The organism is Mariniluteicoccus endophyticus (genome assembly GCF_054780035.1).
On the sequence record NZ_BAAGXC010000021.1, the window covers coordinates 1 to 26,493 of the forward strand.

Below are 26,493 nucleotides of genomic sequence, written 5' to 3' on the forward strand. Positions count from 1 at the left end.
TACCTCGGCCTCGACGTCCTCGCCCGCTGCCGCATCAACCTCATCACCGACACCGACACCGACACCGAGACCGGAGACGACAACCTGCCCGCTCTCACAGCCTGACCCCAACGAAGGAACACCCACCGCTACACCACTACCCGGGACTTGACCCGGCGCGGATGTCGCGGCCGCGTTCGAGGGCGCAGACTTCACGCTGCTGTTGGTGACGATCCTGATCGTCGCGATCCTCCTCATCGTTACCTACCGGTCGCCAGTGCTGTGGCTGATTCCGCTCGTCACGGTCGGGCTCGCCGACGGGCTGGCGGGCCGCCTGACCGCCGCGGCAGGCGCGGCGTGGAACCTGCAGTTTGACGCGGGCATCATCAGCGTGCTGGTGTTCGGCGCGGGCACCAACTACGCGCTGTTGCTGATCTCGCGTTACCGGGAGGAGCTCCAGGTGGCAGAGAACCACCGGCAAGCGCTCAGCACGGCATGGCGAAAGACTGTTCCTGCAATCCTGGCGTCGAACGTGACGGTTGTCCTCGCGTTGTTGACCCTCGTGCTCGCGGTGATCCCCGGCACGCACGGGCTCGGGATTTCATCCGCGATCGGGCTGGTGATCGCTCTCACTGCGGTCCTGTTCTTGTTGCCGCCACTGCTGGCGGTGTGCGGTCGCAAGGTGTTCTGGCCCTTCGTGCCCAAGCCGGGCGACACGGGCGAGCAGGGCCGCGCGTGGCGGAAGATCGCGACGAGTGTCGTGAAGCGTCCGGTGGGAAGCCTCCTTGCCGGTGTCGCTCTGATCGCGGTGATGGTGACCGGCCTGTTCGGGACCTCGATCGGGCTCGAGCAGATCGAGAAGTTCCGGGTGCAGTCCGAGTCCGCGGCGGGGCTGGAGGTTCTATCGGATCATTTCCCGCCTGGTGAAGCGCAGCCGATCTTTGTCGTCAGCAACAGCGCGAAGGCCGACGCCGTGGTTACGGCGGCGAACGGCGTGAAGGGTGTGGTCCGCGCCCACCCGGTCGGCGCCACTGACGATGAGTCGCTCACGAAGATCATGGTGACCAGCCAGTACGCGCCGAGCTCCGGGGACAGTCTCAACCAGATTGCGGAGTTGCGCGACGCGGTGCACGAGGTGCCGGGTGCCGATGCAGTTGTCGGTGGCGCGGTCGCCACCGATCTCGATGCACGCGACGGGAATCAGAAGGACCTCTGGCTGGTCGCACCGCTCGTACTCGCGGTGAGCTTCCTCGTGCTCCTGATCCTGCTGCGCTCGATGGTCGCCCCGGTGCTGCTGCTCCTGGTGAACCTTGCCAGTTCGGTCGCCGCGATCGGCGCCGGTGCGTGGCTGAGCCGGGTGCTGCTCGGTCAGCAGGCGCTCGATCTGCAGGTGCCGCTACTGGCGTTCCTGTTCCTCGTCGCCCTCGGCATCGACTACACGATCTTCCTCGTGCACCGCGCCCGATCCGAGGCCACGGTCCGCGGCACGCGTGAGGGGATGGTTGAAGCGGTCGCCCATACCGGCAGCGTGATCACGAGCGCCGGCATCGTTCTCGCGGCGGTGTTCGCAGCTCTCGGCGTGCTGCCACTTGTCACTCTCGGGCAGCTCGGCCTGATCGTCGGAGTGGGCGTGATCGTCGACACCCTGGTGGTGCGTACGGTAATCGTTCCGGCGATCTTCTCACTCGTCGGCGACCGCATCTGGTGGCCCGGAAAACCAGGCCGGGGAGAATCGACGCATGAACCTCGTACACGCACCGCTCACGCGCAGTGAGGTGGATTCTTGCGGTCCTCGCAACACCTGATGGTCTAGGCCGGTAGTAGATCACGCAAACGCTCGGCTGGGTTCGCCCAGTCGAGCGTTTTGCGTGGTCGGCCATTCAACCGTTGCGCGACGAGCTCGAGGTCTTCGGGGCTGTGGAGGCTCAGATCGGTGCCTTTGGGGAAGTACTGGCGCAGGAGCCCGTTGGTGTTCTCGTTGGCGTACCGCCACCAACCACCCGGCGCCGGGCCGGGGGCTGCGACCTCGCTGATCCCGCCGACCGGCCGGTGCTTCCACGGAAGCACCGCCAGGCGGAGCCCCTGTCGTAGGCAGGGGGCTCGGACGGTCGCTGGTCAGGCAGTGGGAGCCGGGCGCGTGCGGGCGCGGCGCGTGGCGCGGGCCCGCCGACGCTGTACGCGGCGGGGATCAGGCCGCGCCCGACCCCGTCGTACCCGGCTCCGTCGTACCCTGTCTCGCCGCTGCGACCGCGGGGCCTGCGTTCCCTTGGGCCGACTGAACCACGCGAACAGGGCCCAGGCCGGACCGGACAGACCCGCCAGCACGGACCGGATCGCACCCAGCCACGCCACGACGATCAGCAGTCCCAGCACCGGCCCCGCCATGAGGGTCCGGCTCTCCTCCTCCAGGCGGGGCAGCACCCGCCCGGCCAAGGCGATGAAGGTCACCACGGGGGCCAGAACCTCCCGGGAGAGCAGCTTGCGGACTTCCTCCGACGACCTGCCCGCAGCCAAGAGGGCCACACCCCCCAGGACCATGGGGACGCTCAGGATCAATGCCATGGTCATGGTCTCCTGGGCGCAGCTCCGGTCGCCCAGACAGGCACGGGAGCCGCTCACGAAGCGGGCGAGGACGAGCACTCCGGCAAAGAGCAGGCTCAGCCCGATGAGGACCGCCCCGACCGTCGGGTCCTTCGGGTCCCCAGCCAGGGTGTGGAGACGTCGTCGGAGGATGTGCAGACGTTGACGGAGGATGTGGAGACGTTGACGGAGGGTCTGGTGCGTGCGCATGGGGGGTGCTTTCTGCCGGGGGTGGTCGGCTTCGACGGCCCGTCAGCGGGTCAGTCGCTTGGGGAGTCTGACTGGGGGTGAGTGAGTCTTGGTCGTTCGGCGGGCGCCGCTCGCGACGTCAGTGAACACCCGCTCACACCCGGATCGCTCGAGCGCGGCGCGTTGCGTACCCGATTCGCACGCTGGTTATGAACTTTGCTCAGGGGGAGCCGGAGGGAGTACGAAATTTCCGAGTCCATCAACGTGGCTCTGTCGGTAGTGCTCGACCACCTCAGCCCCGCCGAGCGCATTGCCTTCGTTCTGCACGACATATTCGATGTGCCGTTCGCGCAGATCGCCCGCATTCTCGACACCTCTGCTCCCGCTGCGCGCCAACTCGCCAGCCGCGGCCGTCAACGTGCTCGCAACCCGCGCGGTGCACCCACGAGCACCGACTTCACGCTCGTAGAGGCCTTTCTGAGGGCCTCCCGGCAAGGGGACTTCGACAGCCTTCTCGCCATCCTCGCCCCGGATGCCCGGCTCGACGCCGATGCGGCCGCCTGCGCTCTCGGCGCACACCCCATGATTTCCGGCGCGAACGATGTCGCCCACACCTTCTCCGGGCGCGCCAGAGGTGTCCAGCTCACCCAGATCCAGGGAGCCCCCGGAGCTGTCTGGATGCATCGTCGCCAACCACAAATCCTCTTCACGTTCACGATCCACCAAGACCACATCAGCGAGATTCACATGGTCGCCGATTCGGACACCCTCCACGCTTGGCGCACCCAGCTCAACACCGAGTCGACCGAGAGGGTTCACCGCTATCCCAACAGCGACTGAATCCCAGCACAGGCGGGGTCACGCCCAAACCTGCGCGTCCAACTTGAATCGCCCCAGATGCTGTGGAGACGCGGTCGTACCGTTCGCACTGCTGTGCGGGCTACCTTACGCAGGCGGATCCATTGACGTACGGGTGCGCAAAGTAGGTCGTCTCAGATGATGGACGCACTCAACGCGGCATGTACGTGCGTCGATTCGCAGACCGGTGCGGAGCGACTCAGGTAGATGACAGGCGTCGCCTAGGTGGGCTACGGCGTGTCTCCCAATCCGATGCGACGTCTCGTCCACGACGCGCGCCTGGCGGCATGAGCGCGCTTGGCCTACGGCAGGTCCCGCCACAGGATGAGCAGGTCTACTGGGCCGCGCGTGGGATGCATGAAGCCGCCCGGAGCCGCCCCGGCGATACGGAACCCCTCAGACTCGTACAGCGCGACCGCGCTCTCGTTCGAGGCGACGACAGCGTTGAACTGGATGCCCCGGAACCCCTGCGCGGTCGACCACTCGATCATGTCGCGGACCAGTCGTCGCCCCACACCACGGCCCCGTGCGTCAGCCGCCACCATGAACGAGCCCGACGCGACGTGCGAACCCTGGTTCGGGCGGTTGGCGTACATGTTCGCCGTGCCGACGATCCCTGCCTCAGGATCCACGGCCACGACCACGCGCCCCGGCGCGGCGGTCATCCACGCGGCGCGCATGACGTCCTCACGGGGCTCGGCTTCCATGGCGAAGGTCTCCTCGGCGAATGCGACCTCCTGGATGATCGGCCAGATCACCGGCCAGTCGTCGGCAGTCGCCTCGCGCACAGAGAACCTCATGCCCACATGACACCCAGGGACCACGCCTCACGCAAGCGATTTGCCAAGGATGACGCGCTCATCTCCCCACGACGCAAGTTTCCTGCGCCGCATGCGGCATGTCAGGACGTCCGAGGAGGGGTTGTGTGGTGGGTTGTGGCCGTGACCTTGACGCCAGTGATCTCGATGCTGTGGGAGGACGCGGACCCGCGTGTGGTGTTGCGTGAACGCTTCGGCCTCGAGGACGGTGGCACGATCCTGTCGTCCCGGACCCGCTCCCGACGGATTGTCGTGTGGTGGCTGGTCGGCTTCGCAGTGACCTGGGTCGCGGCGGTCGCGGTCTCCGCCGAGTTCGTGTGGATCGCGTTCCTGCTCTGGCTGCTCGCCGGGCACCTGCTGCCCGCCCCGTGGGGGTTGCTGTTCTCAGGGCTGGTGCTCACGGTGGTGATCATCGCCCCGATCTTGCAACACGGCACGACGAGCTACGCGAACGTGTTCGGGCCGCTCATCGGCGGCATCTTCGCGTTCGGGATCTCGCGGGGCTATCTCCAGCTCCTCCGAGATGCGGCCGACCGCGAGCGACTGGTTGCCTCGCTCACGAGAGCTCAGCAGGAGATGGCTGGCCTGCAGGACGAGCTCGCGCTCGTTCAGCGCGAATCGGGTGCGGTCGCCGAGCGCACCCGCATCTCCCGTGATATCCACGACACGATCGCGCAGGCGCTCTCTTCGATCCGGCTTCTCGCCCACGCCGGAGCCGGCCGCACCGAGGATGCCGACGCTGTGCGGACCCTCGAACAGGTTGAGACGCTGGCGGGCGACAGCCTCTCCGATGTGCGGCGCATCGTCGCAGCACTCGCTCCCGCCGAGCTCGAGGACAACGCTCTTGCGGCGGCGCTGCGCCGCATGCTCGAACGCGTAGAGGACGAGATTGGCCTCCACACCGAGTTGCACGTCGATGAAGCACTCCCAGCGCTCTCCACCAAGGTCGAGGTCGCACTACTGCGTACCGCACAGTCCGCGCTCGCGAACGTGCGCCTGCATGCCGACGCAAGCCGGGTCGTGATGAGCCTGATCAATTCGGGCTCCGCGGTGCGGCTCGACCTCATCGACGACGGCACCGGGTTCGACGTCCCCGTCTGGGAACAGGCCGCGGAACCCGGATCAGAGTCATCGAGCTACGGGCTCAAGTTCATGCGGGCCCGGCTCCGGGAACTCGGCGGCGGCCTCGAAATCGAGAGCACCCCGGGTGAGGGCACCGCGATCTCGGTGCACCTCCCGATCCCCCCCACCACTCAGACGCAGGCTTCCGGCAGCGAGCCGACCGCAGAGGAGAAGCCATGACTACCACCGTGCTGCTCGTCGACGACCACCCCGTCGTCCGCAGCGGACTCCGCGCCGTCCTCGACACCGACACGGTGCACGTTGTCGGCGAAGCCGCCACTGGCGAAGAGGCCCTCACACTCGCCGCCCACCTTCACCCCGACGTGGTGCTGTGCGACCTCCGCCTCGGCGCCGGCATCGACGGCATCCAGACCACCGCAGCTCTGCGTGACCTCGACCCCGCCCCTGCCGTGCTCATCCTCACCACCTTCGACCGCGACGCCGAGATCCTTGGTGCGATCGAAGCCGGAGCTGCCGGCTATCTCCTCAAAGACGTCGCCCCCGAGGTGATCATCGAAGGCATCCAACGCGCTGCCAAGGGCGACATGTTCCTCGCCCCCGAGCTCGCCGGCCGTGTCCTTCAGGGTATGCGGAACCCGCTGCCGCGTCTCACCGAACGGGAGCTCGAGGTGTTGCGGCTCATGTCGACGGGTGCGGCAAACAGAGACATCGCCCGCACCCTGTTCGTCACAGAGGCGACCGTGAAGAGCCATATCGCGCACATCTTCACCAAGCTCGACGTCGACAGCCGCTCCCGTGCAATCCACCTCGCCCAAGAAACTGGCCTCATCTAACTGCGCGGATCTCATCTTCTGTTCGAACGGAATCACCACTCAAGAAAAAGCGCTCGGCGCCGCCCCCGAACAAGCAAGGCGATCTTGCTCGAGGACGCGATCTCGATCGCTGCCTTCGACCAGAGATTCGCCAACGCCAGGCTGAGCAGCCAGCCACCAGGGACCTGCTAATTCACTCCCTCATCGACAAGATCAACGCCAGCGATCGGATGCAGACCATCACCACGCGCCACTCACAAATCGAGCAGGCGAGCACGCCCTGTGAACCGTGGCTAGCTAGAGTGGCGGGCCATGACCGAAACTCCAGACGTCACTGCCGCCCGCGAGCTGTTGGACGGAGGGGTGCCCTTTCCCTTGTCTCGCGAAGTCGAGGATCGATTGGTGACCGCTCACGAGGCGCTCGTGGCAGTAGACGCCACCCGGGAGCCGGTGATCGTCACCGTGTGGAAATCACAGCGCGACACCCACAGCATGACCGCCGCCATCAGCACCAACGCCGACGGCGCGATTCAGATCCGCGAGATTAAGGACAGAGAGGGCTACCACCTCGCGTTCCCCGCGCTGAGACGACAGGCACAACAGTTCGCGCAGATGGTGCGGGAGCAACTCGCCGCCGACGAACCCTCTGAGCAGCAGCTAAGGCTGTCGGGACACTGGGTGTTCGACATCGAGAAGCGGGAACTCACCGCCACGCACCACACAGGGGAGGCCGTAGAGACCCTGCGCAAGCCGTGGTCGAAGGCCGCCACAGCTGTCGGCCCCGTCTGGCTCCACGAACAACACCGCGAAGGGCGAACCTTCCCACCCGTGGACATCGGGCCGTTCACCGCCATGGCCGGGACCTGGGAGCTGGACGCGACCCGCGAAGGTGTGGAACTCCTCGAGGGTCGCGACGCGGGCTTCGACAGGAAGGCGAGGAGGTGGCTGATCAATGATCACGATCCTAAAGCCGACCCGAATGCATGGCAGCCGGCTGTCGGATCCGCGGTGCGGATCAGCCACGACGGGACATTACGTGAGCGGGTCAGTACGACGCCATCACAGGTGCCGTGGTGGGGCATCGACGGCATCCGGCGCGACTATCCCCTGCCGATCGACGGCTGGCTCGAGCGGGGCCGAATACTACGGACCGACGGGCCGACCCTCGAGACCGCACATCCCGGCGGCTCCTACGGGCTGGATGCGCAGGTGCAGGACCTGTGGGTACGTGAACTCGACGGCTCCTTGGTGCGGACGGTCTACGTTGTCGAACCGAAGGGTCGCACCCTGTCGTCGTACTGCTATCGATACCACCGGTCGACCACGGTCCCCGATGAGGTCTTCGAGATCCCGGCCCCGCGACCCGAACTACCGGAAGCGCCGACCCTGGCCGGGGTCTGGGAATTGCACGAGTGGGTGGAGGAGCCCGAACTGGTCCAGTTCCAAGACGACGAGAAGGACTATCTGGACCGCTTACGCTTCTGGTCGATCATCGGTCCCGCAGAGATCCCCGGGCAGGGCTGGCAACCGGCGTCCGGAACCCGGCTGACCATCAAGGACGACAACACCTTCACCGAAGAGGTGACCGGCGAGTGTGCGTTGCGCTGGTGGGACGAGGACATCACGTCCAATGACCGCCCCACCCCCTTCAGCGGCCACGTCCTGAAGGAATCGGGACGCATGACCTACCTCGTCCCAGAAGGTGAGCGACGCGAGCGCAGGTCCCGCGGTGAGTCCGACGCGACCGACGTATTGTTTCTACGGTTCGACGGCTCACTGGTACGGGTGCAGAGCGTGAATTTCGAAGACGGCTACATGCTGAGCCGAGTGTGGCTGCGCTACACGAAGGTGGGCTGACAGCCCCAAGGGTCAACCCGCTGCGGTGGCGACTGCCCACGCCTTCCTCGACGGGCACCTGAGCATCACCCTGCCGCCGGAAACGGTCCCCTTTCGACCGTCGTTGACGGCGTACACAGTTGACTGCCGACCATGTGCAGCTGGCGGCGGTCGACCACACCAGAGGACCGCTCATCGAGACCGCGTGGCTGGCCCACCCGCTGCGCCCCGCCCATTCGTACACCGCGGCCGCGACGGGGCCTGACCCCGGTTCTTGGACACGCTGAATCCAGCATCTGGTGCTGGGGAAGGGAGATGATCCGAGAATCATGGCCAGGAAGAACTACTCAGAGGAGTTCCGTCGTCAGGCCGTCGACTTGTACGAGTCCACCCCGGGCGCCACAGCTCGTGCGGTGACCTGTCCCCGGCCACCTACGCCCCCGAGAAGACGACGGCCAGCGTCCTCGCCCACACCAACATCGATGCCCCGGCTCGCGTCACCGCAGAAACAAAACTGCCCCGCCATCAGGCGGGGCAGTTTCGATTTTCTCATCTTACGTGGAGCTAAGGGGATTCGAACCCCTGGCCTCTTCCATGCCATGGAAGCGCGCTACCAACTGCGCCATAGCCCCGTGTTTGCCTGCAGTCCCCTGCAAACTTCGACCAGAGGAATATAACGCACCGGCGTGGGGAGTTCAAATCGGTCGGCTCGCCGTTCACCGGTGCCGCGTACGCTGCCCGCATGGCCGTCGAGCGCTCCGGGCAGTTGCGGCACGAGCAGGCCGCGATCCACTTCCGGCGCAGCGCCTGACTTGGAGGAGCGCTTCCTGAGCCGCGGTCGCGTCTGGGCGTGCTCGCGGGCCGTAGGCGGCACCCGCGAGATCGGGGTCGGCACGGGCGTGAACCTGCCCCACTACACCGCCGGCGTACGCCTCACCGTGATCGACCACGCCCCGCGCATGTTCTCCGAGGCCCGCGGGCTGGCGAAGGAGCTGGGGATCGCCGCCTCGATCGCCGAGGGCGACGCCGGTCGCCTGACGGTGGTGGCGACCTAGGTGCGGTGCAGCATGCCCGGCGTCGCCCTCGCGCTTCGAGAGGCCGTACGCGTGCTCCGCCCGTCCGGCCGCCCGCTGCTGGCCGACCACGTCGTCTCCGCCAGCGCTCCCGGTGCGCTGGGGGCAGCACGCGCTGGAGAGGGCGACGACCCGGTACGGCGAGAGGTTACGCGCCGGCCCGCGCCCCTCCCCGACGGGCCGGGCCTCCAGGTCGTCGAGCGGCTGCGCTCCACCCCGGGCGCGCTGGAACAGGTCCGGGCCGTGCGGTCTTGAACCGATCAGGCCGTGGGGGCGCCCACGTTGTAGGCGGTGATCCGCCAGGGGTGGGAGTCCTGGTGGCTGCGGTCGATGACGACCCAGCGACAGTTCTCGAGCCCGGCGAAGCCCTCCTTGACCGCGGCGGGCACGCCGACGAGCTCGAGCGAGCCGACCTTGCCGGCCAGGCCGTGCATGGCGACCGCGACGACCGCACCGTCGGGGGCCTGCTCACCGATCTCGTGCAGGGCCTCGGCGACGCGGCGCTCGACCTGGCGTACGGACTCCCCACCGCCGCGCACGACGTCCTCGCCGCGCGCCTCGGCGTCGAGCACCTCGGCGAACTCGTCACGCAGCTCGGCCACCGGGCGGCCGGACCACTCGCCGACGCTGATCTCCTTGAGCCGGTCGTCGGTGCGCACCTCGAGCCCGGTCAGCTGCGCGAGCTCCTCGGCGGTGGCGCGGGCACGCTGCAGCGGCGACGACCAGATCTCGGTGATGCCCAGCGCGGCGACCGCCGGGGCGGCCTCGCGGGCCTGGGCCCGGCCGGTCTCGTTGAGCGGGATGTCGGCCTCGCCCTGCCAGCGGCGCTCGAGGTTCCAGTCGGTCTGGCCGTGGCGCCAGACGATCAGCCGCGCCGCGGTCACGCCTCGGCGTCCTCTGCGGGTGACTGGGGAAGGTCGAGCTCGATGCGCGGGCAGTCGTGCCACAGGCGGTCGAGCGCGTAGAACGAGCGCTCCTCGGCGTGCTGGACGTGGATGACGATGTCGAGGTAGTCGAGCAGCACCCAGCGGTTCTCGCGGTCGCCCTCGCGGCGCGTGGGCTTGACGTCGCACCGCGTACGCAGCGCCTCCTCGACCGCGTCGACGATGGCGCCGACCTGCCGGTCGTTCTTGGCCGCCACCAGCAGGAACACGTCGGTGATGGCCAGCTGTTCGGAGACGTCGAACGCGACGATCTCCTCGCCCAGCTTGTCGGCGGCAGCCATCGCGGCCACCCTCGTCACCTCGAGCGCCTGCTCGGTTGCGGTCATAGCTCCCTCTCCGCGGCCTCGGAGGCGTACAGGCCGCGCTTCTGGATGTACTGGACGATGCCGTCGGGCACGAGGTACCAGATCGGCTCCCCGACCGAGATGCGCTCCCGGCAGGCGGTGGAGGAGATCGCCATGGCCGGGATCTCCATGAGGGTGACCCGGTCGGCGGGCAGGTGGTCGACGGCCGGCGAGTCGAGCTCGATTCCGGGCCGCGAGACGCCCACGAAGTGGGCGAGGTCGAACAGTTGGTCGGCACCGCGCCAGGTGAGGATCTTCGCGAGCGCGTCGGCACCGGTGATGAAGAACAGGTCGACGTCGTCGCCGCGCTCGGTGCGCAGGTCGCGCAGCGTGTCGACGGTGTAGGTGTCGCCCTCGCGCTCGATGTCGACGCGGCTGACGGTGAAGCGGGGGTTGGAGGCCGTCGCGATGACCGTCATCAGGTAGCGGTCCTCACCCGGCGAGACGTGGCGGTCCTTCTTCTGCCACGGCACGCCGGTGGGCACGAACACCACCTCGTCGAGATGGAACCGCGAGGCGACCTCGGAGGCCGCCACGAGGTGGCCGTGGTGGATGGGGTCGAACGTTCCGCCCATCACACCCAGGCGGTAGCGCTGGTTGGGCGAGTCGGCGCGTCGCGCCAGTCCGGTCTGCTCCGTCATCGGATGCCGCGCGCTCAGGAGTGCGGGCGGCTGTTCCCGAGGTGCATCACGATGGCCAGGCCGATCAGGAGCAGCGCGAAGGCGATGATGCCGAAGCCCCAGGCCGGGATGGGCAGGTGGTGACCGCCCTCGAGGAGCGTGAGCACGTTCGTCGTCATGCGCGCAGCCTAGCGGAGCGTCGGCGATTTCTCCTGTGCCGACCGGGTATCGTCGGTCGACGTCCCGCCAACGAGGAGCCCATGACCGCCGACGAACCTGCCCAGCCCGAGCCGGCCGGCACGGCGGCCCCCGCCGACGGGGTGGTCACCGAGCAGAGCGTGGGGCGCGCCAGCGTCCTCATGGCCTCGGGCACGATGGTCAGCCGCGTGCTCGGCCTGGTCCGCAACGCCCTCCTCCTGGCCTGCATCGGCACGGCGATCACCTCCGACGCGTTCAACACCGCCAACACGCTGCCCAACACCATCTACATGCTGCTCTCCGGCGGCCTGCTCAACGCCGTCCTCATCCCCCAGATCACCAAGGCGCTCCAGCGTGAGGACGGCGAGGACGTCGTCGACCGGCTCCTGACCCTGTGCTTCGGCGCGATCATGGTGGTCTCGGTGGTGGCGACCGCGCTCGCCCGGCCGTTGTGCTGGGCGCTCGGCCTGCGCGGCGAGGCGCTGGCGCTGGGCACCGCGTTCGCTTACCTGTGCCTACCGCAGATCTTCTTCTATGGTGCGTACGCCCTGCTCGGCCAGGTGCTCAACGCGCGCGGCAGCTACGCGGCGTTCATGTGGACGCCGGTGCTCGCCAACGTCGTGCAGATCGCGGGTCTGGCGGCGTTCCTCGTCCTGTTCCCGCAGCGCACCGAGCCGCAGGACTGGACGAGCCCGATGATCCTGCTGCTCACCGGGACGACCACCCTGGGCATCGCCGTCCAGGCGCTGGGGCTCATCGGTCCGCTGCGCTCGACCGGTTTCCGATGGCGCCCGCGCTGGGGGTTCCGCGGCTACGGGTTCGGGTCGGCCGGGCGCATGGCGGGGTGGGCATTCGCCGCGCTCGTGGTCGCCCAGCTCGGCGGCGTCGCGTGCACCACGGTGTTCAACACGGTCTCGCAGCGCGCCGACCGCCAGAACCTCGTCGTGGCCGGCGTGACGATCTACCAGCTGGCGTTCCTGTTCTTCATGCTGCCGCACTCGATCATCACGACGTCGATCCTCACCGCGCTCTACCCGCGGATGTCACGGGCGGCCAACCGTGCCGACGACGCGTCCCTGCGCGACCTCGTCACGCGCGGCCTCACGAGCCCGTCGGTGGCGCTCGTGCCGATCACCGCGCTCGGCCTCGTGCTGGCGGTGCCCGGCATCGGGCTGATGCAGCCGTCCGTACGCGGCCAGGCGCTCCACGACGCCGCGCTCGTGTTCTCGCTCATGCTCGTCGGGCTCATCCCGTTCGGCTGGACGACACTGCAGCAGCGCTTCTTCTTCGCCGTCGAGGACGGACGCACCAACCTGGTGCTCCAGGGCGTGCTCACCGTCGTCCAGGTCGCGTTCGCCGGGATCGCGCTCGCCGGTCCCCCTGCGTACGCCGTCGCGACCGTCGCCGTCGGCCAGACCGTCGGCAACCTCGCCGCCGCCCTCGCGTTCGTGGCGGCCGCACGCTCGCGCGTGGGCGGCCTGCCGCTGGGCACGATCGGTGGGCTCCACCTGCGCCTCATTGCGGCGTCGGTGGGCGCCGGCCTGGCGGCGTGGGCGGCCGTGCTGCTCGTGGAGCGCTCCCTGGGGGCGACCTACGTGGCTTACGCGGTGGAGCTCGCCGGAGGTTCGGCGGTGTTCGCCGGGGTGTTCCTGGCGCTGGCGCGGCTGCTGCGGATCGACGAGCTCGGCGACCTGATCTCCCCGGTGCTGCGCCGGATCCGGCGAGCCGGCTGAGCTATCGATGGGCAGCTGTCCGGGTGCGGTCAGGCGCGCGTCTGGCCGGTACCGGTCACCACGTACTTGGTCGACGTCATCTCCGGAAGGCCCATGGGCCCGCGCGCGTGGAGCTTCTGGGTCGAGATGCCGATCTCGGCACCGAAGCCGAACTCCTCGCCGTCGACGAACCGCGACGACGCGTTGACCAGCACCGCGGCGGCGTCGACCTCGGCGGTCCAGCGGCGCATGCTGTCGACGTCGCGGGTGATGATCGTCTCGGAGTGGCCGGTCGAGTGACGGCGCACGTGGTCGAGCGCCTCGTCGAGCGTGGCGACGACGGCGGCGGACAGGTCCAGCGAGAGCGCCTCGGCCTCGAAGTCGGCGCCGGTGGCGGGCACGACGGCCTCGCCGCCGACTGCCGCGAAGGCCTCGGTGCCGTGGACGGTGACGCCGTGCTCGGCCAGGGCCGCCATGGCCCGCGGCACGAACTCCTCGGCGATGTCGGCGTGGACGAGCAGGGTCTCCAGCGCATTGCAGACCGACGGGCGCTGGGTCTTCGCGTTGAGCATGATCTCCAGCGCCATGTCCTGGTCGGCGGACGCGTCGACGAAGAGGTGGCAGTTGCCGGTCCCGGTCTCGATGACGGGCACCTTGGCGCCCTCCACCACGGCGTTGATGAGTCCCGCGCCGCCGCGCGGGATCAGCACGTCGACGACGCCCCGGGCGGCCATCAGCTCGGCGGTGACCTCGCGGCCGCCCTCGACGAGCTGGACGGCGTCGGCGGGCAGGCCGGAGGCCTCGAGCCCCGTGCGCAGCGCCGCGACGATTGCCGCATTCGAGCGGGCCGCCGACGACGAGCCGCGGAGCAGGACGGCGTTGCCGGACTTCAGCGCGATGCCGCCGGCATCGGCGGTCACGTTGGGGCGGGCCTCGTAGATGATCGCCACCACGCCGAACGGCACGCGGACCTGGCGTACCTCGACCCCGTTGGGGTTGGTCCAGCCGCGGACCACGTCCCCGACCGGGTCGGGCAGCCCGGCGAGCTGGCGCAGGCCCGAGGCCATGCCCTCCAGCCGCGCATCGGTGAGGCGCAGCCGGTCGACCATGGCCGCCGATGTGCCGCTCGCCTCGGCGGAGGCGACGTCCTCGGCGTTCCCCGCCAACACCGGCTCACGCGCCTCCAGCAGCGCCCCGGCCATGGCGTGCAGGGCGCGGTCCTTGTCGGCTCGGCTGGCGGTGGCGAGGACCCTCGAGGCCTCGCGGGCGCGTACGCCCTGATCGGCGAAGTTCATGACGCGAACGATAGCCGCCACCGAGAAGTGCTCGAGTTCGGCGGGTTCGCCCCCCGCATCACGCCCAACAGCGCACGGCGCGGACCAAGTGGAGCGCGAAGTTGGCCACGTACGCCAGCCCGATGACGGCCGCCTGCGTACCCGCCTGCACGGCGAGCGTCGACAGCGAGACACCAGTGCTGCGCGTCGACCACACGAGGTCGATCGCGCCGATGGTCAGGCCGACGGCCACCGCGGGAGTCTGCGCCAGCAGCACCCCCATTCCCCGATGGCGACCCCGAGGCTGCCGCGGACGGGACGTTCAGCTGCGGTGCCCCGTCGGCTCGGCGACCTGCTCCTCGCGCGGGGTGACCTTCCCCTCGAGGATCCCCTCCGCATAGTGGCAGGCCACCAGCCGGCCGGGACGGACCTCGCGCAGCTCTGGGACCTCGGAGTCGCAGCGCGACTCCTGGCGCCACGGGCAGCGTGTGTGGAACCGGCAGCCCGACGGCGGATTCGCCGGCGACGGCAGATCACCCTTGAGCAGGATGCGCTGGCGGCTGTCCTCGACCTCCGGGTCGGGCACGGGGATCGCCGACATCAGGGAGATCGTGTACGGGTGCAGGGGTTCGGCGTACAGGTCGCCCGACGGCGACTCCTCGACGAGCTTGCCGAGGTACATCACGCCGATCACGTCGGAGATGTGGCGCACGACGGCGAGATCGTGGGCGATGATCACGTACGTCAGGCCCAGCAGGTCCTGCAGCTCCTCGAGCAGGTTGATGACCTGCGCCTGCACCGACACGTCGAGCGCCGAGACGGGCTCGTCGGCGATCACGAGCTCGGGGTTGAGGATGATCGCGCGCGCGATGCCGATGCGCTGGCGCTGGCCGCCCGAGAACTCGTGCGGATATTTCGCCAGCGCGGCGCGCGGCAGGCCGACGACCTCGAGCATCGCCGCGGCCTTGTCGACGTAGGCCTTGTCGGAGTCCTTGCCGAACCGCTCGCGGTCGGCCTCGGACAGGCCGTGGACCTTCAGCGGCTCGACCAGCAGCGACTGGATCGACTGGCGCGGGTCGAGCGAGGCCATCGGGTCCTGGAAGACCATCTGCATCTGGCGGCGCAGCTTCCGCAACGGCTCGCCCTTCAGCTCGGTGATGTCCTGCCCGTCGAAGACGAGGCGACCCCCGGCGATGTCCTCCAGGCGCAGCAGCGCGCGCCCGAGCGTGGACTTGCCGCAGCCCGACTCCCCCACCAGGCCGTAGGTCTCGCCGCGCCGAACCCGCAGGTCGACGCCGTCGACGGCCTTGACGTGGCCGACGGTCCGGTCGAAGAGCAGACCCTTCCTGATCGGGTAGTAGACCTTGAGGTCGTCGACCTCGAGCACAAACTGGGGGCGCGACTCGTCGCGGGCGGTGCGCTCGGTGCGGCGGGTGGTGGGCCCGTTGGAGGTCTCGTCACCCACGGTCTCGTCGTTCGTACGCGGGTTCTCCGCGTTGGCCGAGGTGCTCATCGCTCCTCCTTCTGGGCGGGGTGGACGCAGCGTACGCGGTGCTCGAAGGCGACCTCGTCGAGCGGGATGTCGGGGGTGACGCAGTCGTCCTGCGCGAACCGGCAGCGCGGCGCGAACGCGCACGCCCTGTCCCAGCCGATGACGTCGCGGGGTGTGCCTGGGATGGGCTGGAGCTTCTCGCCGCGGTCGCTGTCGAGGCGCGGGATCGAGTTGATCAGGCCCTGGGTGTAGCGGTGGCGCGGGTGGGCGAACAGGTCCCTGCGCGGCGCGTACTCCACGATGCGCCCGGCATACATGACGTTGACGTGGTCGCACAGGCCGGCGATGACACCCAGGTCGTGGGTGATCATGATCATGGCCGTGCCCATGTCGCGGACGAGGTCGGACAGGAGCTCGAGCACCTGAGCCTGGATCGTCACGTCGAGCGCGGTGGTCGGCTCGTCGCAGATCAGCAGCTTGGGCTTGCAGGCGAGCGCCGTGGCGATCAGGGCACGCTGGCGCATGCCGCCGGAGAGCTGGTGCGGGTATTCGCCGAAGCGGCGAGCCGGGTCGGGGATGCCGCACCGCTTGAGCAGGTCGATCGCCTCGGTCTTCGCGTCGGCCCGCGAGATCTTCTCGTGGGCGTGCAGGACCTCGGTGAGCTGGGTGCCGACGGTCACGACCGGGTTGAGCGACGTCATCGGGTCCTGGAAGACCATGGCGAGCTCGTTGCCGCGCAGGCGCTGCATCTCGCGGGGGCCGACCTCGAGCAGGTTGCGGCCGCCGTACATCACCTCGCCGGCGACCTCGACACCGCGCCTGGGCAGCAGCCCCATGACGGCCATCGACGTCACCGACTTGCCGGAGCCCGACTCGCCGACGAGACCGATGACCTCGCCCGGGCGTACGTCGAAGGAGACGCCCTCGACGGCCCGGAACCCGGGGAAGCCCTTCTTGCGGCCGAACGTGACGCGCAGGTCCTTGACGTCGAGCAGGATCTCGGGCTCGGCCGTGGCGGCCGACGCCCCATCCTTCTGGGTGTTCGTGGGAGCAGCCATGTCACTTCCTCGTCTTCGGGTCGAGCGCCTCGCGCAGGGCCTCACCGAGCATGGTGAAGCCGAGGGCGGTGATGGCGATCGCGATGCCCGGCAGGATCGTCAGGTGGGGGTAGGACTCGAGGCGCTCCTGGGCCTTGACGAGCATTCGGCCCCACTCGGCCACGGTCGGATCGGGCGAGCCCATGCCCAGATAGGACAGCGCCGCGACCTCGATGATCGCGGTCGCCAGCGTCAACGTGGCCTGGACGATCACCGGTCCGACGGAGTTGGGCAGGATGTGGCTCATCACAATCGAGCGTCGGCGCAGGCCGAGCGACGTCGCGGCCAGCACGTAGTCCTGGCGGCGCTGCTTCATCATCGAGCCGCGCAGCAGGCGCGCGAAGATCGGGATCTGGGCGGCGGCGATGGCGACCATCAGCGCCTCGGGGCGGCGGCCCATCACCGCGGCCACCGACACCGCGAGCAGCAGCGCGGGGATCGACAGCAGGATGTCGACGATGCGCATCACCAGCGTGTCGACCCAGCCGCCGAAGGCGCCGGCCAACGCACCGAGGACGGCGCCGCCGGCGAGGCCCAGCAGCGTCGAGACGATGCCGATGATGAGCGACTGCCGGGCGCCGTAGATCATCTGGGTCAGGAAGTCGGAGCCGAACGAGTCGAGGCCGAGCGGGTGCTCCGACGAGAACTCCGGCATGTGCGACGGGGAGATCTGGTTCGCCCACTCGGTCGTGGCCGGTTTGTAGGGCGCGAGCACGGGCGCGAGCAGCGAGATGGCGACGAACGCCAGCACGATGACGGCGCCGAAGATCGCGGAGGGGTTGGTACGCAGGCGCTTGAACGCGCCGGCCCACAGAGAGGTGCCCGTCGTGGTGTCCAGGGAGCGGTCGCCCATCGCCTCGACGAGGGCCTGAGGGCGGTTCATGGTCGACTCGGTGTCGGGAACGCTGGTCATGGTCCCTTCCCTCACTGGGTCCGCATGCGCGGGTCGAAGACGCCATAGAGCAGGTCGACCACGAGGTTGACCAGCGCGTAGATGACGGAGATGAACAGGATGAAGCCCTGGAGCACGGCGTAGTCGAGGGAGGCGATGGCCTCGAACAGGTAGGAGCCGATGCCGTTGAACGCGAAGACCGATTCCGTCAGGACCGCACCCGACAGCAGCTGGCCGGTGAGCAGGCCGACGGTCGTGATGACCGGGAGCATCGCGTTCTTGAGCACGTGGCGGCGCGTGATGAGCGACTGGGCGAGGCCCTTCGCGGTGGCGGTGCGCACGTAGTCCTCGCCGAGGACCTCCAGCACCGACGCGCGCGTCATGCGCACGATCGCCGCGAGCGGGATCGAGCCGAGCGCGATGGCCGGGAGCACCAGGTGCATCAGCGCGTCCCAGGCGGCGTCGAGCTCGCGGGTGAGCAGCCCGTCGAGGACGTACAGGTTGGTGATGTGGGTCGCGTCGAGGCGTACGTTCTGGCGGCCCGAGGACGGGAAGACCGCCAGGAAGTCGAGGCCGGGCAGGCCGATCGCGAAGACGATCTTCAGCAGGTACGCGAGGACGAACACGGGGATCACGACGCCCAGCAGCGAGCCGCCGACGGCGAACATGTCCCAGAAGCCACCGGCACGCTTCGCGGCGAAGTAGCCGATCGGGATGCCGAGCACCACCGCGAACAGCAGGGCCGCCAGGGCGAGCTCGATCGTGGCCGGGAAGCGCTCGACGAACGTGCCGAGCACCGGCTGGCCCGTGCGGGGCGAGGCCCCGAAGTTCCCGGACAGGAGCTGGCCCATGTATTTCACGTACTGGACGACGACCGGCTGGTCGAAGCCGTACTGGGCGTTGATCCTCTCGATGGCCTCCGGGGTGGCCTTGTCGCCGAGCAGCGCACGGGCCGGGTCACCCGGCAGAGCGCGTAGCCACACGAACAGCAGCAGCGAGAGCCCGAAGAGCACGGGCACCAGCAGCAGCAGTCGCCGGATGATGAAGCGGAACATTCGTTGTCCTCAGGGGGATGGTTGGAGGCGGACACGCCGATGGGCAGGGCACGGGGCCCTGCCCATCGGTGCCGGTCAGCGCTTGACCGTGACCTTGTTCCAGACCTCGTCCTGGACGGGGCTCGTCGTGTAGCCCTCGACGCCCTTGCCGAAGGCCAGCGACGGTGCCGGGTGAGCGATCGGCACGCCCGGAGCGAACTCCATGATCTGCTTGTTGATCGCCTCGTACGCGGTCTTCTGCTGGTCCTTCGTCGACAGCTCGCGGGCCTTGCCGAGCGCGTCGAACAGCTGCGGGTTGTCGAAGCCCCACTCGTTGGCCTTCTTGCCGAAGAAGACGCCGATGAAGTTGTCGGGGTCGTTGTAGTCGCCGGTCCAGCCGAGCATGTGGATGTCACGCTTGGTGACGCCGTCCTTGCCCTGGGCCATGTCGAGGTAGTCGGGGCTCCACTTGGCGGTCACGGGCGTGATCTTGATGCCCACCTTCTCGAGCTGGCCCTTGATGGCCACGAAGGTGTCCTCCGGGGTCGGCATGTAGGGGCGCGAAACGCCGGTCGGGTAGGCGAACTTCAGCTCGAGGTTCTCCGCGCCGGCCTCCTTGAGCAGCTGCTTGGCCTTCTCGGGGTCGTACTTGCCGGCCTCGATGCCCGAGGCGTAACCATTGACCATGTCGGGCATGAACTGCGTGGCGGCCTTCGTGCCCTCGGGCATCGACTGCTTGATGACGGCCTGCTTGTCGATGGCGAGGTTGATCGCCTGGCGGACGCGGATGTCCTTCAACTTCTCGTTGGTGCCGCCCTGGTTGATACCCAGGTAGAGGATGTTGAAGGCCGGACGGTTCTGGATCTGGAAGCCCTTGTCCTTCAGCGCCTGCACGTCGGCGGGGGCGACGAGGTCGTAGCCGTCGATGTTGCCCGCCTGCAGCTCCTGCGTACGCGCCTTCGCGTCGGAGATGATCTTGATGATGGCCTTCGAGATCTTGGCCTTCTCGCCGTGGTAGTCGTCGTTGCGCGTCAGCACGACCTGTTGGCCGCGGTCCCACTTCTCGAACTTGAAGGGGCCGGTGCCGGTCGGGTGCTCGGTGGCGTACTTCGAGAAGCGCGGGTCGTCCTCGGTGCCCTGGGTGTCGTCGGCGTTGTACTCCTTCATCGCCTTGGGCGACTGCATCGAGAACGCCGGAAGCGTCATGGCGTCCATGAAAGCGGCGAAGGGCTTGTTGAGCTTGACCGTCACCTCGGAGGCCGACTTGGCCTCGCAGCCCTCGTAAATGCCCTTCTGTCCGCCGTTCTCGGGGTTGCGGAACCCCTGGAAGAGCTTGCCGTAGTAGTAGGTGATGTTCTCGTTCTGGTTCAGGCCCTTCCAGTTGGCCCAGCGCTCGAAGTTGGCGCAGACGGCCTCGGCGTTGAACTCGGAGCCGTCGTGGAAATTCACGCCCTGTTTCAGGGTGAACGAGTGCTCCTTGCCGTCGGACGAGGACTGCCACTTGGTGGCCAGCAGAGGCTCGAGCTCGGTGGTGCCTGCCTTGGTCGAGATGAGGCCCTCGAAGATCTGCCGGGAGACACGGAACGACTCGCCGTCGGACGCCATTGCGGGGTCGAGCATGACGGGGTCGGACGAACCCGCGAAGATGAACGTGTCGTTGGCGTTGGATCCGGAGTTGCCCGAACCGGAGTCGCGCTTCGACTCGGCGCAGGAGGCCATGGTGCCGGCCAGCGCGAGAGCCGCGGCGGCGGCGATCCCACGGCGGAAGAGGGAACTCGTCACGGTGTTCCTACCTCGGTGTTGTGAAGGCCCAAGCCTCTGCTCGGGTGGCCGCGACTCTAATACAGGGATGTCATGAGGTGAACACACGCCCAGGTCACAATTTTCGTTATTTGATGTCGAAGACGCAATCCCGGGAGGTTCCATTTCCAGGATGTGGGCCGGGTTCAGCGGTGGACGTCGACCTACGCCCGCCACGGCGCAGCCGGTCAGCGCGATGCCGCCGACGATCGTCAGGGCGCCGGCGGCGTTGCGGATGGTGGTCTTGTCGTCCTCCTCGTTGGGTGTACCCGATGGAGTCGTGACGACCCGCTTTGTTCCCGCCCCGCTCAGCGGCGCGGCAGGACGACCAGCACGTCCCGGTGGACGGCCTCGCGCTCGTGATCGTCGCCCATGCCGGCCGCGATCTCGGCCGAGTGACGTCCGCGGATCTTCTCGAGGTCGGCCGCGTCGTACGCGGACAGACCGCGCGCGACCACGGCCCCGTCCGGGCCCACGAGGTTGACGGGCTCGCCGGCGTGGAAGTCACCGCGTACGCCCGTGACGCCGACCGGCAGCAGGGAGGCCTTCCGCTCCACGACCGCACGCACCGCGCCCGCGTCGAGGTGGAGCTCGCCCGCGGCGCGGGTCGCATACGCCAACCACAGCAGCCTGGTCGGCCGGCGCTTGCCCGTGGGGTGGAACAGGGTGCCGACGTCCTCGCCGGCGAGCGCCCCAGCGGCTTGCGCCGTCGAGGTCACGATCGCGGGGATCCCCGCCTGAGCGGCGATGCCGGCGGCCTCCACCTTCGTGGCCATGCCACCGGTCCCCACGCCCGAGCCCGCCCTCGACGTGTCGATGGCGGACAGGTCGTCGGGCGTACGCACCTCGGCGATGCGGCGCGCACCGGGACGCGCGGGGTGGTCCGTGTAGAGCGAGTCGACGTCGGACAGCAGCACCAGGGCGTCAGCGTGGACGAGGTGGGCCACCAGCGCGGCGAGGCGGTCGTTGTCACCGAAGCGGATCTCGTCGGTGGCCACCGTGTCGTTCTCGTTGACGATGGGGGTGACGCCTAGCTCGAGGAGGCGCGCGAAGGTGCGGTAGGCGTTGCGGTAGTGGCCCTGGCGGGTCACGTCGTCGACGGTCAGCAGTACCTGTCCGACGCCACGTCCGCGCTCGTGGAAGCGGCGTGTGTAGTGGGCCATCAGCAGCCCCTGCCCCACCGAGGCGGCGGCCTGCTGGGTGGCGAGGTCACGCGGGCGGCGGGCCAGCCCGAGCGGCTGCAGGCCGGCGGCGATGGCGCCCGACGAGACGAGCACGACCTCGCGGCCCCGGTCGAGCACACCGGCCAGCGTGGTGACGAGCGAGTCGATGCGCTCGGGGTCTATGGACCCCTGCCTGGTCGTCAGCGACGACGAGCCCACCTTGACCACCACGCGGGACGCGCCGGCGATCTCGGGCCGTTCCCCCGCCGTCGAGCCCTCACTCATCGTCGCCGCTGCCCTCCTGGGTGTCGTCGATGTCGTAGGACCACGGGCCAGTCGCGTACTCGCCCTGGTGGTCGGCGGGGCGGACGCCCTTCGCGTAACCACGACGCATGCCCTGGGTCTCCACGCGTTCGTCGTCCTCGGCGTGGTAGGCCGCATCGCGCTCGCGGCGGCGCTGGGCGGCCGGCCGCTCCTCGTCGAAGCGGTTGTCCTCACCGCGGCGGCCGAGGTTCTCGGCGCCGGTCTCGACCTGCGGCTTGAAGTCGAACACGACCGCGCCCTCACCACCGATCGCCACCGCGTCGCCGGGACGTGCTCCGAGCTTCTCCAGCTCGTCCTCAATGCCCAGGCGGTTGAGCCGGTCGGCGAGGTAGCCGACAGCCTCGGCGTTGTTGAAGTCGGTCTGGCGCACCCAGCGCTCGGGCTTGGTGCCGCGTACGCGCCACATCGTGCCGCCCTCGCCGTCGCCGATCTGCTTGATGGTGAACTCGCTCCCGGCACCCGTGCCGGCGCCGCGCACTCCCTCGGGGCGCAGCACCACGCGCTGCGCGGCGGGCTCGGGCAGCACTGCGCGGCGCTCCTCCACCAGCCGGGCCATGGCGAAGGTGAGGCCCTGCAGGCCCTCCCCCGACTTCGTGGAGATCTCGAAGACGCGGTAGCCGCGCGCCTCGATGTCGGCGCGGACCATCTCGGCCAGATCATGCCCGTCGGGGATATCGACCTTGTTGAGCGCGACCAGCCGCGGACGGTCGTCGAGACCGCCGTGGGCGGTCAGCTCCCCCTCGATGACGTCGAGGTCGGACGCCGGGTCGCGGCCGGGCTCGTACGTGGCGCAGTCGATGACGTGGACCAGGGCGGCGCAGCGCTCGATGTGGCGCAGGAAGTCGAAGCCCAACCCCTTGCCGAGCGAGGCGCCCTCGATGAGGCCGGGGACGTCGGCGACGGTGAACGTCGTGTCGCCCGCAACCACCACACCCAGATTCGGCACCAGAGTCGTGAACGGGTAGTCGGCGATCTTCGGCCGCGCACGGCTGATCGCCGCCACGAGGCTCGACTTGCCCGCGCTGGGGAAGCCGACCAGGCCGACGTCGGCGACGACCTTCAGCTCGAGCTGTACCTGGCGTACCTCGCCCTCCTCGCCGAGGAGCGCGAAACCGGGCGCGCGGCGGGCGGCGCTGGCGAGCGCGGCGTTGCCGAGCCCACCTCTGCCGCCGGCGGCGACGACGAGTTCAGAGCCGACGCCGGTGAGGTCGGCGAGCAGCTCGCCGGTCTCGGCGTCGGTCACGACAGTGCCATCGGGGACCGCCAGGACGATGTCCTCGCCCTTGGAGCCGTTCTGATGGTCGCCCTTGCCGGGCTGGCCGTTGGTCGCCTTGCGCTTGTGCTGGCGGTGGTATTCGACGAGCGTCGTCAGGTCGGGGTCGACGCGCAGGACGACCGATCCGCCGTCACCGCCGTTGCCGCCGTCGGGGCCGCCCAGCGGCTTGAACTTCTCGCGGTGGACGGACGCGCAGCCGTGGCCGCCGTTGCCGCCGGACACCTCCAGGGTGACGCGGTCGACGAAGGAAGGAATGGCCATGGTGCTGCTCTCTGTTGCTCGGGTGAACAGTGGTGCCTCAGTCTAGGCCCGCTGCACCGCCCTTCGTCCGACCGCCGAGGCGGCGGTCGGGGCGGAATGACCGAGGGGGACGGCCCGTCAGGACCGTCCCCCTCGAAGGTGTCGTGGGATCGAACTCACTGGGCCGCAGCGGCGGCCTCGACCTTGGCGTCGACCGGATTCACATTGACGACGCGACGACCGCGACGCGTGCCGAACTCCACGTGGCCCTCACGCAGCGCGAACAGCGTGTCGTCGCCACCGCGACCGACGCCCTCGCCCGGGTGGAAGTGGGTGCCGCGCTGGCGGACGATGATCTCGCCCGCGTTGACCAGCTGACCGCCGAAGCGCTTCACGCCGAGGCGCTGTGCGTTCGAGTCACGACCGTTTCGCGTCGAGGACGCGCCCTTCTTGTGTGCCATCAGTCAGCCCCCTCAGGCCTTGATTCCGGTGACCTTGACCTGCGTGTAGCGCTGGCGATGGCCCTGGCGCTTGCGGTAGCCGGTCTTGTTCTTGTATTTCATGATGCGGATCTTCGGACCCTTGGTCTCGGCGAGCACCTCGGCCGTGACCGTGGCCTTTTCCAGCTTGCCGGCATCAGCGGTGACGGCATCGCCGTCGACCAGGAGGATCGGCTGCAGCTTCACGCTGGCACCGACCTCGTCGTTGACCTTGTCGATCTCGACAACGTCGCCCACGGCAACCTTGTGCTGGCGGCCGCCACTGCGCACGATCGCGTACACGCCTGACCTACTCTCTTCTGCGTCGTCTGGACTGGGACCCCACGTCGAATGACGGCCGGTCCTGAACCGGTGCTGCGATCGGCCGACGAGGGCCGGAACTCGCTGAGCACCGAGGGACAAGATTACGTGTCAGTGAGCGACGGGTCAAACCGGGCCGTCGTGCGATCGCGGCAGCACCGGCCAGCGTGGCTCGTCTGCGGTCACCGGCGGCTGCGGCAGCACCGGCCAGCCGCCCTCCCCCGTCGTCCGACCCATGGTCAGCACGGGCACGTCGCCACGCTCCGCGGCCGGGTCGTACGTGCCGAATACCTGATAGAGCTCGGCGGGCAACAGGTCGGCCAGCTCGGCGAGGATCTGCCCCTCGTCGTCGAACGTCGCCAGCGCCTCGGTCGGCGACGTGGTGCCGGGCAGCACCAGCAGCAGGTGGTCCTCGGCGACGGTCAAGTTGAGCGCGCGGTGGGTCACCAGGTGGCGGCGCACCGGCTCGCTGACGAACGCGCGCAACCATCCGCTGCGGCTCTGGGGCCGGAACTCCGTCTCGTCCTCGAGGCAGCGATACATGCGGTCGAAGGTGGCGTCCCCCAGCGACAGGTCGTCCTCGGGCCGGAACTTCTGCGGGGACAGGTGAAGCCGCGGCAGCCGACCGTCGAGCTCCACGGCGAGCACCCAGGCCACGCACCGGTGCCGGTCGTCGAGCGCCCGTGCGCCGAGCAGCTGGCGCGTGCCGCGCGTCGTGGACAGCACGTGCTCGTACGCGACGGCGCCTAGGCGGTCCCGAAGCTCGTCCCGCACCGCCCGCATCTGGTCGAACGCGTCACCCGTGAGGGCGTACGCGAAGCCCGTGGACGGCTGGAAGCCCGCCCAGCCGCGCCCCATGTAGCGGCGCTCGAAGATCGGCATGGTCCGATCCTGCCAGCACGGCGTCCGCCGCCCAAGACCTGCCCACCCTCCGGCCGGGTGCTCCTAGGATGCCGCGCATGCGCAGCCCTGCCACCGACCTCCACACCGTCGTCGCCGGTGTCGTCTGCGCGCTGGTCGGCTTCACCTCGTCGTTCGCGGTCGTCCTGGCAGGCCTGCAGGCCGTCGGGGCCGCGCCCCAGCAGGCCGTTTCCGGCCTCATGGCCGTCACGCTCACCATGGGCCTGGGCACCCTGGTCTTCTCGTGGCGTACGCGGACCCCGATCACGATGGCGTGGTCGACACCGGGTGCCGCCCTGTTGGCGGGCACGGCCGCCCCGCACGGGGGCTTTCCCACAGCCGTCGGCGCCTTCATCGTCACGGGCGTGCTGCTGGCGCTCGCCGGCCTGGTCCGGCCCTTCGGCCGCCTCGTCCAGCGCATCCCCACCTCGTTGGCGAGCGCCATGCTCGCCGGCGTGCTGCTGACCCTGTGCATCGCACCGTTCACCGCGCTCGCGAAGACCCCGGGGGCCATCGCGCCGGTGCTACTGGTGTGGCTCGTCGTGCTGCGGCTGGCCCCGACCTGGGCCGTCCCGGCGGCGCTCGTCGCCGCGCTGGGCGTGATGGCGGCCCGAGGGTCGTTGACGAAGGTCGCCGAGATGCCGCTGCTCCCCACCCCGGGGCTGGTGGTGCCGGGCTTCGACGGCGCTGCGGTCGTCGCCATCGCGCTGCCGCTGTTCCTGGTCACGATGACCTCGCAGAACATCCCGGGCGTGGCGGTGATGAAAGGACTCGGCTACACCGTTGCGTGGACCCCGGCACTCGCCTACACCGGCGGCGCCTCGGTGGTGAACGCGTTCCTCGGCGGCTCGTGCATCAACCTCGCCGCCATCTCGGCCGCCCTCGCGGCTGGCCCCGACGCCGGGCCCGATCCCACCCGGCGCTGGCGGGCGGGCGTCTCGGCGGGTGCGACCTACCTGCTCCTCGTCCCCCTGTCGGCACTCGTTGTCGGCGTCGCAAACGCCGCCGCGACCGCGCTCGGCGACGCCGAGCACCGGCTGCCGGCGGCGCTCACCATGGTCGTCGCCGCCTCCGGGTTCACGGCGCTGGGCATCGGGGCGGCGTTCTGGGCCCTGCTGGCCGGTCTGGTGATGTACGCGCTCCAGCGCGGGTGAC

General features: G+C 69.2%; 26 protein-coding genes, 1 tRNA gene and 2 pseudogenes. 9 read left to right on the forward strand and 20 right to left on the reverse strand.

The annotated features are described in order from the left end of the window. Positions 1-169: 169 nt before the first annotated feature. Positions 170-1,753: pseudogene (locus tag ACYVGD_RS10150) on the forward strand (MMPL family transporter); the annotation flags it as partial. 35 nt (positions 1,754-1,788) lie between these two features. Here ACYVGD_RS10150 and ACYVGD_RS10155 read toward each other — a convergent pair. Together ACYVGD_RS10155 and ACYVGD_RS10160 are read right to left on the reverse strand one after the other, a co-directional pair. Beyond that, positions 1,789-1,974 (reverse strand): annotated as a pseudogene (locus ACYVGD_RS10155) (transposase); the annotation flags it as partial. A gap of 120 nt (positions 1,975-2,094) precedes the next feature. Continuing rightward, on the reverse strand, positions 2,095-2,769 hold the full coding sequence (locus ACYVGD_RS10160; protein WP_460743412.1) for a hypothetical protein: 675 nt from the start codon (positions 2,767-2,769) through the stop codon (positions 2,095-2,097). A 243-nt stretch (positions 2,770-3,012) separates the two neighbouring features. Here ACYVGD_RS10160 and ACYVGD_RS10165 point away from each other — a divergent pair, with 243 nt between their 5' ends. Then, positions 3,013-3,588 (forward strand): sigma factor-like helix-turn-helix DNA-binding protein, encoded by a 576-nt coding sequence (locus ACYVGD_RS10165; protein ID WP_460743414.1) that lies wholly within the window; start codon positions 3,013-3,015, stop codon positions 3,586-3,588. A 320-nt stretch (positions 3,589-3,908) separates the two neighbouring features. Here ACYVGD_RS10165 and ACYVGD_RS10170 read toward each other — a convergent pair whose 3' ends face one another. Further along, the gene (locus ACYVGD_RS10170; protein WP_460743416.1) at positions 3,909-4,406 is read right to left on the reverse strand and encodes a GNAT family N-acetyltransferase; all 498 of its coding nucleotides are present in this window, start codon (positions 4,404-4,406) and stop codon (positions 3,909-3,911) included. A gap of 165 nt (positions 4,407-4,571) precedes the next feature. Between ACYVGD_RS10170 and ACYVGD_RS10175 the strand changes: the two genes are divergently transcribed. The 3 genes from ACYVGD_RS10175 to ACYVGD_RS10185 all read left to right on the forward strand — a co-directional run bounded on the left by ACYVGD_RS10175 (position 4,572) and on the right by ACYVGD_RS10185 (position 8,176). Continuing rightward, positions 4,572-5,726, forward strand: a complete 1,155-nt coding sequence (locus ACYVGD_RS10175; protein ID WP_460743739.1) for a sensor histidine kinase — start codon at positions 4,572-4,574, stop codon at positions 5,724-5,726. An 8-nt stretch (positions 5,727-5,734) separates the two neighbouring features. After that, positions 5,735-6,340: a response regulator gene (locus tag ACYVGD_RS10180; RefSeq protein WP_460743418.1), complete on the forward strand. Its 606-nt coding sequence runs from the start codon at positions 5,735-5,737 to the stop codon at positions 6,338-6,340. 291 nt (positions 6,341-6,631) lie between these two features. After that, entirely contained in the window at positions 6,632-8,176 is a 1,545-nt protein-coding gene (locus tag ACYVGD_RS10185; protein ID WP_460743420.1) for a hypothetical protein, read from the forward strand. 538 nt (positions 8,177-8,714) lie between these two features. Here ACYVGD_RS10185 and ACYVGD_RS10190 read toward each other — a convergent pair. Further along, positions 8,715-8,787, reverse strand: a tRNA-Ala gene (locus tag ACYVGD_RS10190). Between the two features lie 180 nt (positions 8,788-8,967). Between ACYVGD_RS10190 and ACYVGD_RS10195 the strand changes: the two genes are divergently transcribed. Both ACYVGD_RS10195 and ACYVGD_RS10200 read left to right on the forward strand, forming a co-directional pair. Next, the gene (locus ACYVGD_RS10195; RefSeq protein WP_460743422.1) at positions 8,968-9,210 is read left to right on the forward strand and encodes a class I SAM-dependent methyltransferase; all 243 of its coding nucleotides are present in this window, start codon (positions 8,968-8,970) and stop codon (positions 9,208-9,210) included. Positions 9,211-9,222: 12 nt separating this feature from the next. Then, on the forward strand, positions 9,223-9,483 hold the full coding sequence (locus ACYVGD_RS10200) for a hypothetical protein (RefSeq protein WP_460743424.1): 261 nt from the start codon (positions 9,223-9,225) through the stop codon (positions 9,481-9,483). Positions 9,484-9,488: 5 nt separating this feature from the next. On the opposite strand, the gene ACYVGD_RS10205 is transcribed toward ACYVGD_RS10200, so the two are convergent. The 4 genes from ACYVGD_RS10205 to ACYVGD_RS10220 are packed head-to-tail and all read right to left on the reverse strand — an operon-like array spanning position 9,489 to position 11,315. Further along, positions 9,489-10,112, reverse strand: coding sequence for a histidine phosphatase family protein (locus ACYVGD_RS10205; RefSeq protein WP_460743426.1), 624 nt, complete (start codon positions 10,110-10,112; stop codon positions 9,489-9,491). Beyond that, a complete protein-coding gene (gene rsfS, locus ACYVGD_RS10210) occupies positions 10,109-10,498 on the reverse strand; it encodes a ribosome silencing factor (RefSeq protein WP_460743428.1) in 390 nt (129 codons plus the stop codon). Before rsfS ends, ACYVGD_RS10205 begins: the two co-directional genes overlap by 4 nt. After that, positions 10,495-11,157: a nicotinate-nucleotide adenylyltransferase gene (gene nadD / locus ACYVGD_RS10215; RefSeq protein WP_460743430.1), complete on the reverse strand. Its 663-nt coding sequence runs from the start codon at positions 11,155-11,157 to the stop codon at positions 10,495-10,497. Before nadD ends, rsfS begins: the two co-directional genes overlap by 4 nt. 14 nt (positions 11,158-11,171) lie before the next feature. Continuing rightward, on the reverse strand, positions 11,172-11,315 hold the full coding sequence (locus ACYVGD_RS10220; protein WP_460743432.1) for a hypothetical protein: 144 nt from the start codon (positions 11,313-11,315) through the stop codon (positions 11,172-11,174). Positions 11,316-11,396: 81 nt separating this feature from the next. Here ACYVGD_RS10220 and murJ point away from each other — a divergent pair, with 81 nt between their 5' ends. Beyond that, positions 11,397-13,067 carry a murein biosynthesis integral membrane protein MurJ gene (gene murJ, locus ACYVGD_RS10225; protein ID WP_460743434.1) on the forward strand — a complete coding sequence of 557 codons (1,671 nt, stop codon included), beginning with the start codon at positions 11,397-11,399 and terminating at the stop codon, positions 13,065-13,067. 29 nt (positions 13,068-13,096) lie between these two features. On the opposite strand, the gene ACYVGD_RS10230 is transcribed toward murJ, so the two are convergent. The 12 genes from ACYVGD_RS10230 to ACYVGD_RS10285 all read right to left on the reverse strand — a co-directional run bounded on the left by ACYVGD_RS10230 (position 13,097) and on the right by ACYVGD_RS10285 (position 25,320). Next, positions 13,097-14,341, reverse strand: coding sequence for a glutamate-5-semialdehyde dehydrogenase (locus ACYVGD_RS10230; RefSeq protein WP_460743436.1), 1,245 nt, complete (start codon positions 14,339-14,341; stop codon positions 13,097-13,099). Positions 14,342-14,399: 58 nt separating this feature from the next. After that, positions 14,400-14,573 carry a hypothetical protein gene (locus ACYVGD_RS10235; RefSeq protein WP_460743438.1) on the reverse strand — a complete coding sequence of 58 codons (174 nt, stop codon included), beginning with the start codon at positions 14,571-14,573 and terminating at the stop codon, positions 14,400-14,402. A 69-nt stretch (positions 14,574-14,642) separates the two neighbouring features. Then, positions 14,643-15,833: an ABC transporter ATP-binding protein gene (locus ACYVGD_RS10240; RefSeq protein ID WP_460743440.1), complete on the reverse strand. Its 1,191-nt coding sequence runs from the start codon at positions 15,831-15,833 to the stop codon at positions 14,643-14,645. Beyond that, positions 15,830-16,870 (reverse strand): ABC transporter ATP-binding protein, encoded by a 1,041-nt coding sequence (locus ACYVGD_RS10245; protein ID WP_460743442.1) that lies wholly within the window; start codon positions 16,868-16,870, stop codon positions 15,830-15,832. The genes ACYVGD_RS10240 and ACYVGD_RS10245 overlap by 4 nt, the downstream gene beginning before the upstream one ends. A gap of 1 nt (position 16,871) precedes the next feature. Continuing rightward, entirely contained in the window at positions 16,872-17,822 is a 951-nt protein-coding gene (locus ACYVGD_RS10250; RefSeq protein WP_460743444.1) for an ABC transporter permease, read from the reverse strand. Positions 17,823-17,833: 11 nt separating this feature from the next. Continuing rightward, positions 17,834-18,856 carry an ABC transporter permease gene (locus ACYVGD_RS10255; protein ID WP_460743446.1) on the reverse strand — a complete coding sequence of 341 codons (1,023 nt, stop codon included), beginning with the start codon at positions 18,854-18,856 and terminating at the stop codon, positions 17,834-17,836. A gap of 75 nt (positions 18,857-18,931) precedes the next feature. Continuing rightward, positions 18,932-20,617, reverse strand: a complete 1,686-nt coding sequence (locus ACYVGD_RS10260) for an ABC transporter substrate-binding protein (RefSeq protein ID WP_460743448.1) — start codon at positions 20,615-20,617, stop codon at positions 18,932-18,934. A gap of 326 nt (positions 20,618-20,943) precedes the next feature. Beyond that, positions 20,944-22,083 carry a glutamate 5-kinase gene (gene proB / locus ACYVGD_RS10265; RefSeq protein ID WP_460743450.1) on the reverse strand — a complete coding sequence of 380 codons (1,140 nt, stop codon included), beginning with the start codon at positions 22,081-22,083 and terminating at the stop codon, positions 20,944-20,946. Next, on the reverse strand, positions 22,076-23,659 hold the full coding sequence (gene obgE / locus ACYVGD_RS10270) for a GTPase ObgE (RefSeq protein WP_460743452.1): 1,584 nt from the start codon (positions 23,657-23,659) through the stop codon (positions 22,076-22,078). Before obgE ends, proB begins: the two co-directional genes overlap by 8 nt. 155 nt (positions 23,660-23,814) lie before the next feature. Continuing rightward, positions 23,815-24,099 carry a 50S ribosomal protein L27 gene (gene rpmA, locus ACYVGD_RS10275; protein WP_460743454.1) on the reverse strand — a complete coding sequence of 95 codons (285 nt, stop codon included), beginning with the start codon at positions 24,097-24,099 and terminating at the stop codon, positions 23,815-23,817. 12 nt (positions 24,100-24,111) lie between these two features. Next, positions 24,112-24,420, reverse strand: a complete 309-nt coding sequence (gene rplU, locus ACYVGD_RS10280; protein WP_460743456.1) for a 50S ribosomal protein L21 — start codon at positions 24,418-24,420, stop codon at positions 24,112-24,114. Between the two features lie 144 nt (positions 24,421-24,564). Continuing rightward, entirely contained in the window at positions 24,565-25,320 is a 756-nt protein-coding gene (locus ACYVGD_RS10285; RefSeq protein ID WP_460743458.1) for a hypothetical protein, read from the reverse strand. 77 nt (positions 25,321-25,397) lie between these two features. On the opposite strand from ACYVGD_RS10285, the gene ACYVGD_RS10290 reads away from it, so the two are divergent. After that, positions 25,398-26,492 (forward strand): benzoate/H(+) symporter BenE family transporter, encoded by a 1,095-nt coding sequence (locus ACYVGD_RS10290; protein ID WP_460743460.1) that lies wholly within the window; start codon positions 25,398-25,400, stop codon positions 26,490-26,492. Position 26,493: the final 1 nt, after the last annotated feature.

Bases quoted from the DNA above. Each gene is read 5' to 3' on its own strand.
- murJ (WP_460743434.1), top strand. From the start codon at position 11,397: ATGACCGCCGACGAACCTGCCCAGCCCGAGCCGGCCGGCACGGCGGCC.
- ACYVGD_RS10255 (WP_460743446.1), bottom strand. From the start codon at position 18,856: ATGTTCCGCTTCATCATCCGGCGACTGCTGCTGCTGGTGCCCGTGCTC.
- proB (WP_460743450.1), bottom strand. From the start codon at position 22,083: ATGAGTGAGGGCTCGACGGCGGGGGAACGGCCCGAGATCGCCGGCGCG.
- ACYVGD_RS10175 (WP_460743739.1), top strand. From the start codon at position 4,572: ATGCTGTGGGAGGACGCGGACCCGCGTGTGGTGTTGCGTGAACGCTTC.
- rsfS (WP_460743428.1), bottom strand. From the start codon at position 10,498: ATGACCGCAACCGAGCAGGCGCTCGAGGTGACGAGGGTGGCCGCGATG.
- ACYVGD_RS10160 (WP_460743412.1), bottom strand. From the start codon at position 2,769: ATGCGCACGCACCAGACCCTCCGTCAACGTCTCCACATCCTCCGTCAA.
- ACYVGD_RS10200 (WP_460743424.1), top strand. From the start codon at position 9,223: ATGCCCGGCGTCGCCCTCGCGCTTCGAGAGGCCGTACGCGTGCTCCGC.
- ACYVGD_RS10185 (WP_460743420.1), top strand. From the start codon at position 6,632: ATGACCGAAACTCCAGACGTCACTGCCGCCCGCGAGCTGTTGGACGGA.
- nadD (WP_460743430.1), bottom strand. From the start codon at position 11,157: ATGACGGAGCAGACCGGACTGGCGCGACGCGCCGACTCGCCCAACCAG.
- obgE (WP_460743452.1), bottom strand. From the start codon at position 23,659: ATGGCCATTCCTTCCTTCGTCGACCGCGTCACCCTGGAGGTGTCCGGC.
- ACYVGD_RS10170 (WP_460743416.1), bottom strand. From the start codon at position 4,406: ATGAGGTTCTCTGTGCGCGAGGCGACTGCCGACGACTGGCCGGTGATC.
- ACYVGD_RS10230 (WP_460743436.1), bottom strand. From the start codon at position 14,341: ATGAACTTCGCCGATCAGGGCGTACGCGCCCGCGAGGCCTCGAGGGTC.
- ACYVGD_RS10245 (WP_460743442.1), bottom strand. From the start codon at position 16,870: ATGGCTGCTCCCACGAACACCCAGAAGGATGGGGCGTCGGCCGCCACG.
- ACYVGD_RS10240 (WP_460743440.1), bottom strand. From the start codon at position 15,833: ATGAGCACCTCGGCCAACGCGGAGAACCCGCGTACGAACGACGAGACC.
- rpmA (WP_460743454.1), bottom strand. From the start codon at position 24,099: ATGGCACACAAGAAGGGCGCGTCCTCGACGCGAAACGGTCGTGACTCG.
- ACYVGD_RS10285 (WP_460743458.1), bottom strand. From the start codon at position 25,320: ATGCCGATCTTCGAGCGCCGCTACATGGGGCGCGGCTGGGCGGGCTTC.
- ACYVGD_RS10290 (WP_460743460.1), top strand. From the start codon at position 25,398: ATGCGCAGCCCTGCCACCGACCTCCACACCGTCGTCGCCGGTGTCGTC.
- ACYVGD_RS10250 (WP_460743444.1), bottom strand. From the start codon at position 17,822: ATGACCAGCGTTCCCGACACCGAGTCGACCATGAACCGCCCTCAGGCC.
- ACYVGD_RS10220 (WP_460743432.1), bottom strand. From the start codon at position 11,315: ATGACGACGAACGTGCTCACGCTCCTCGAGGGCGGTCACCACCTGCCC.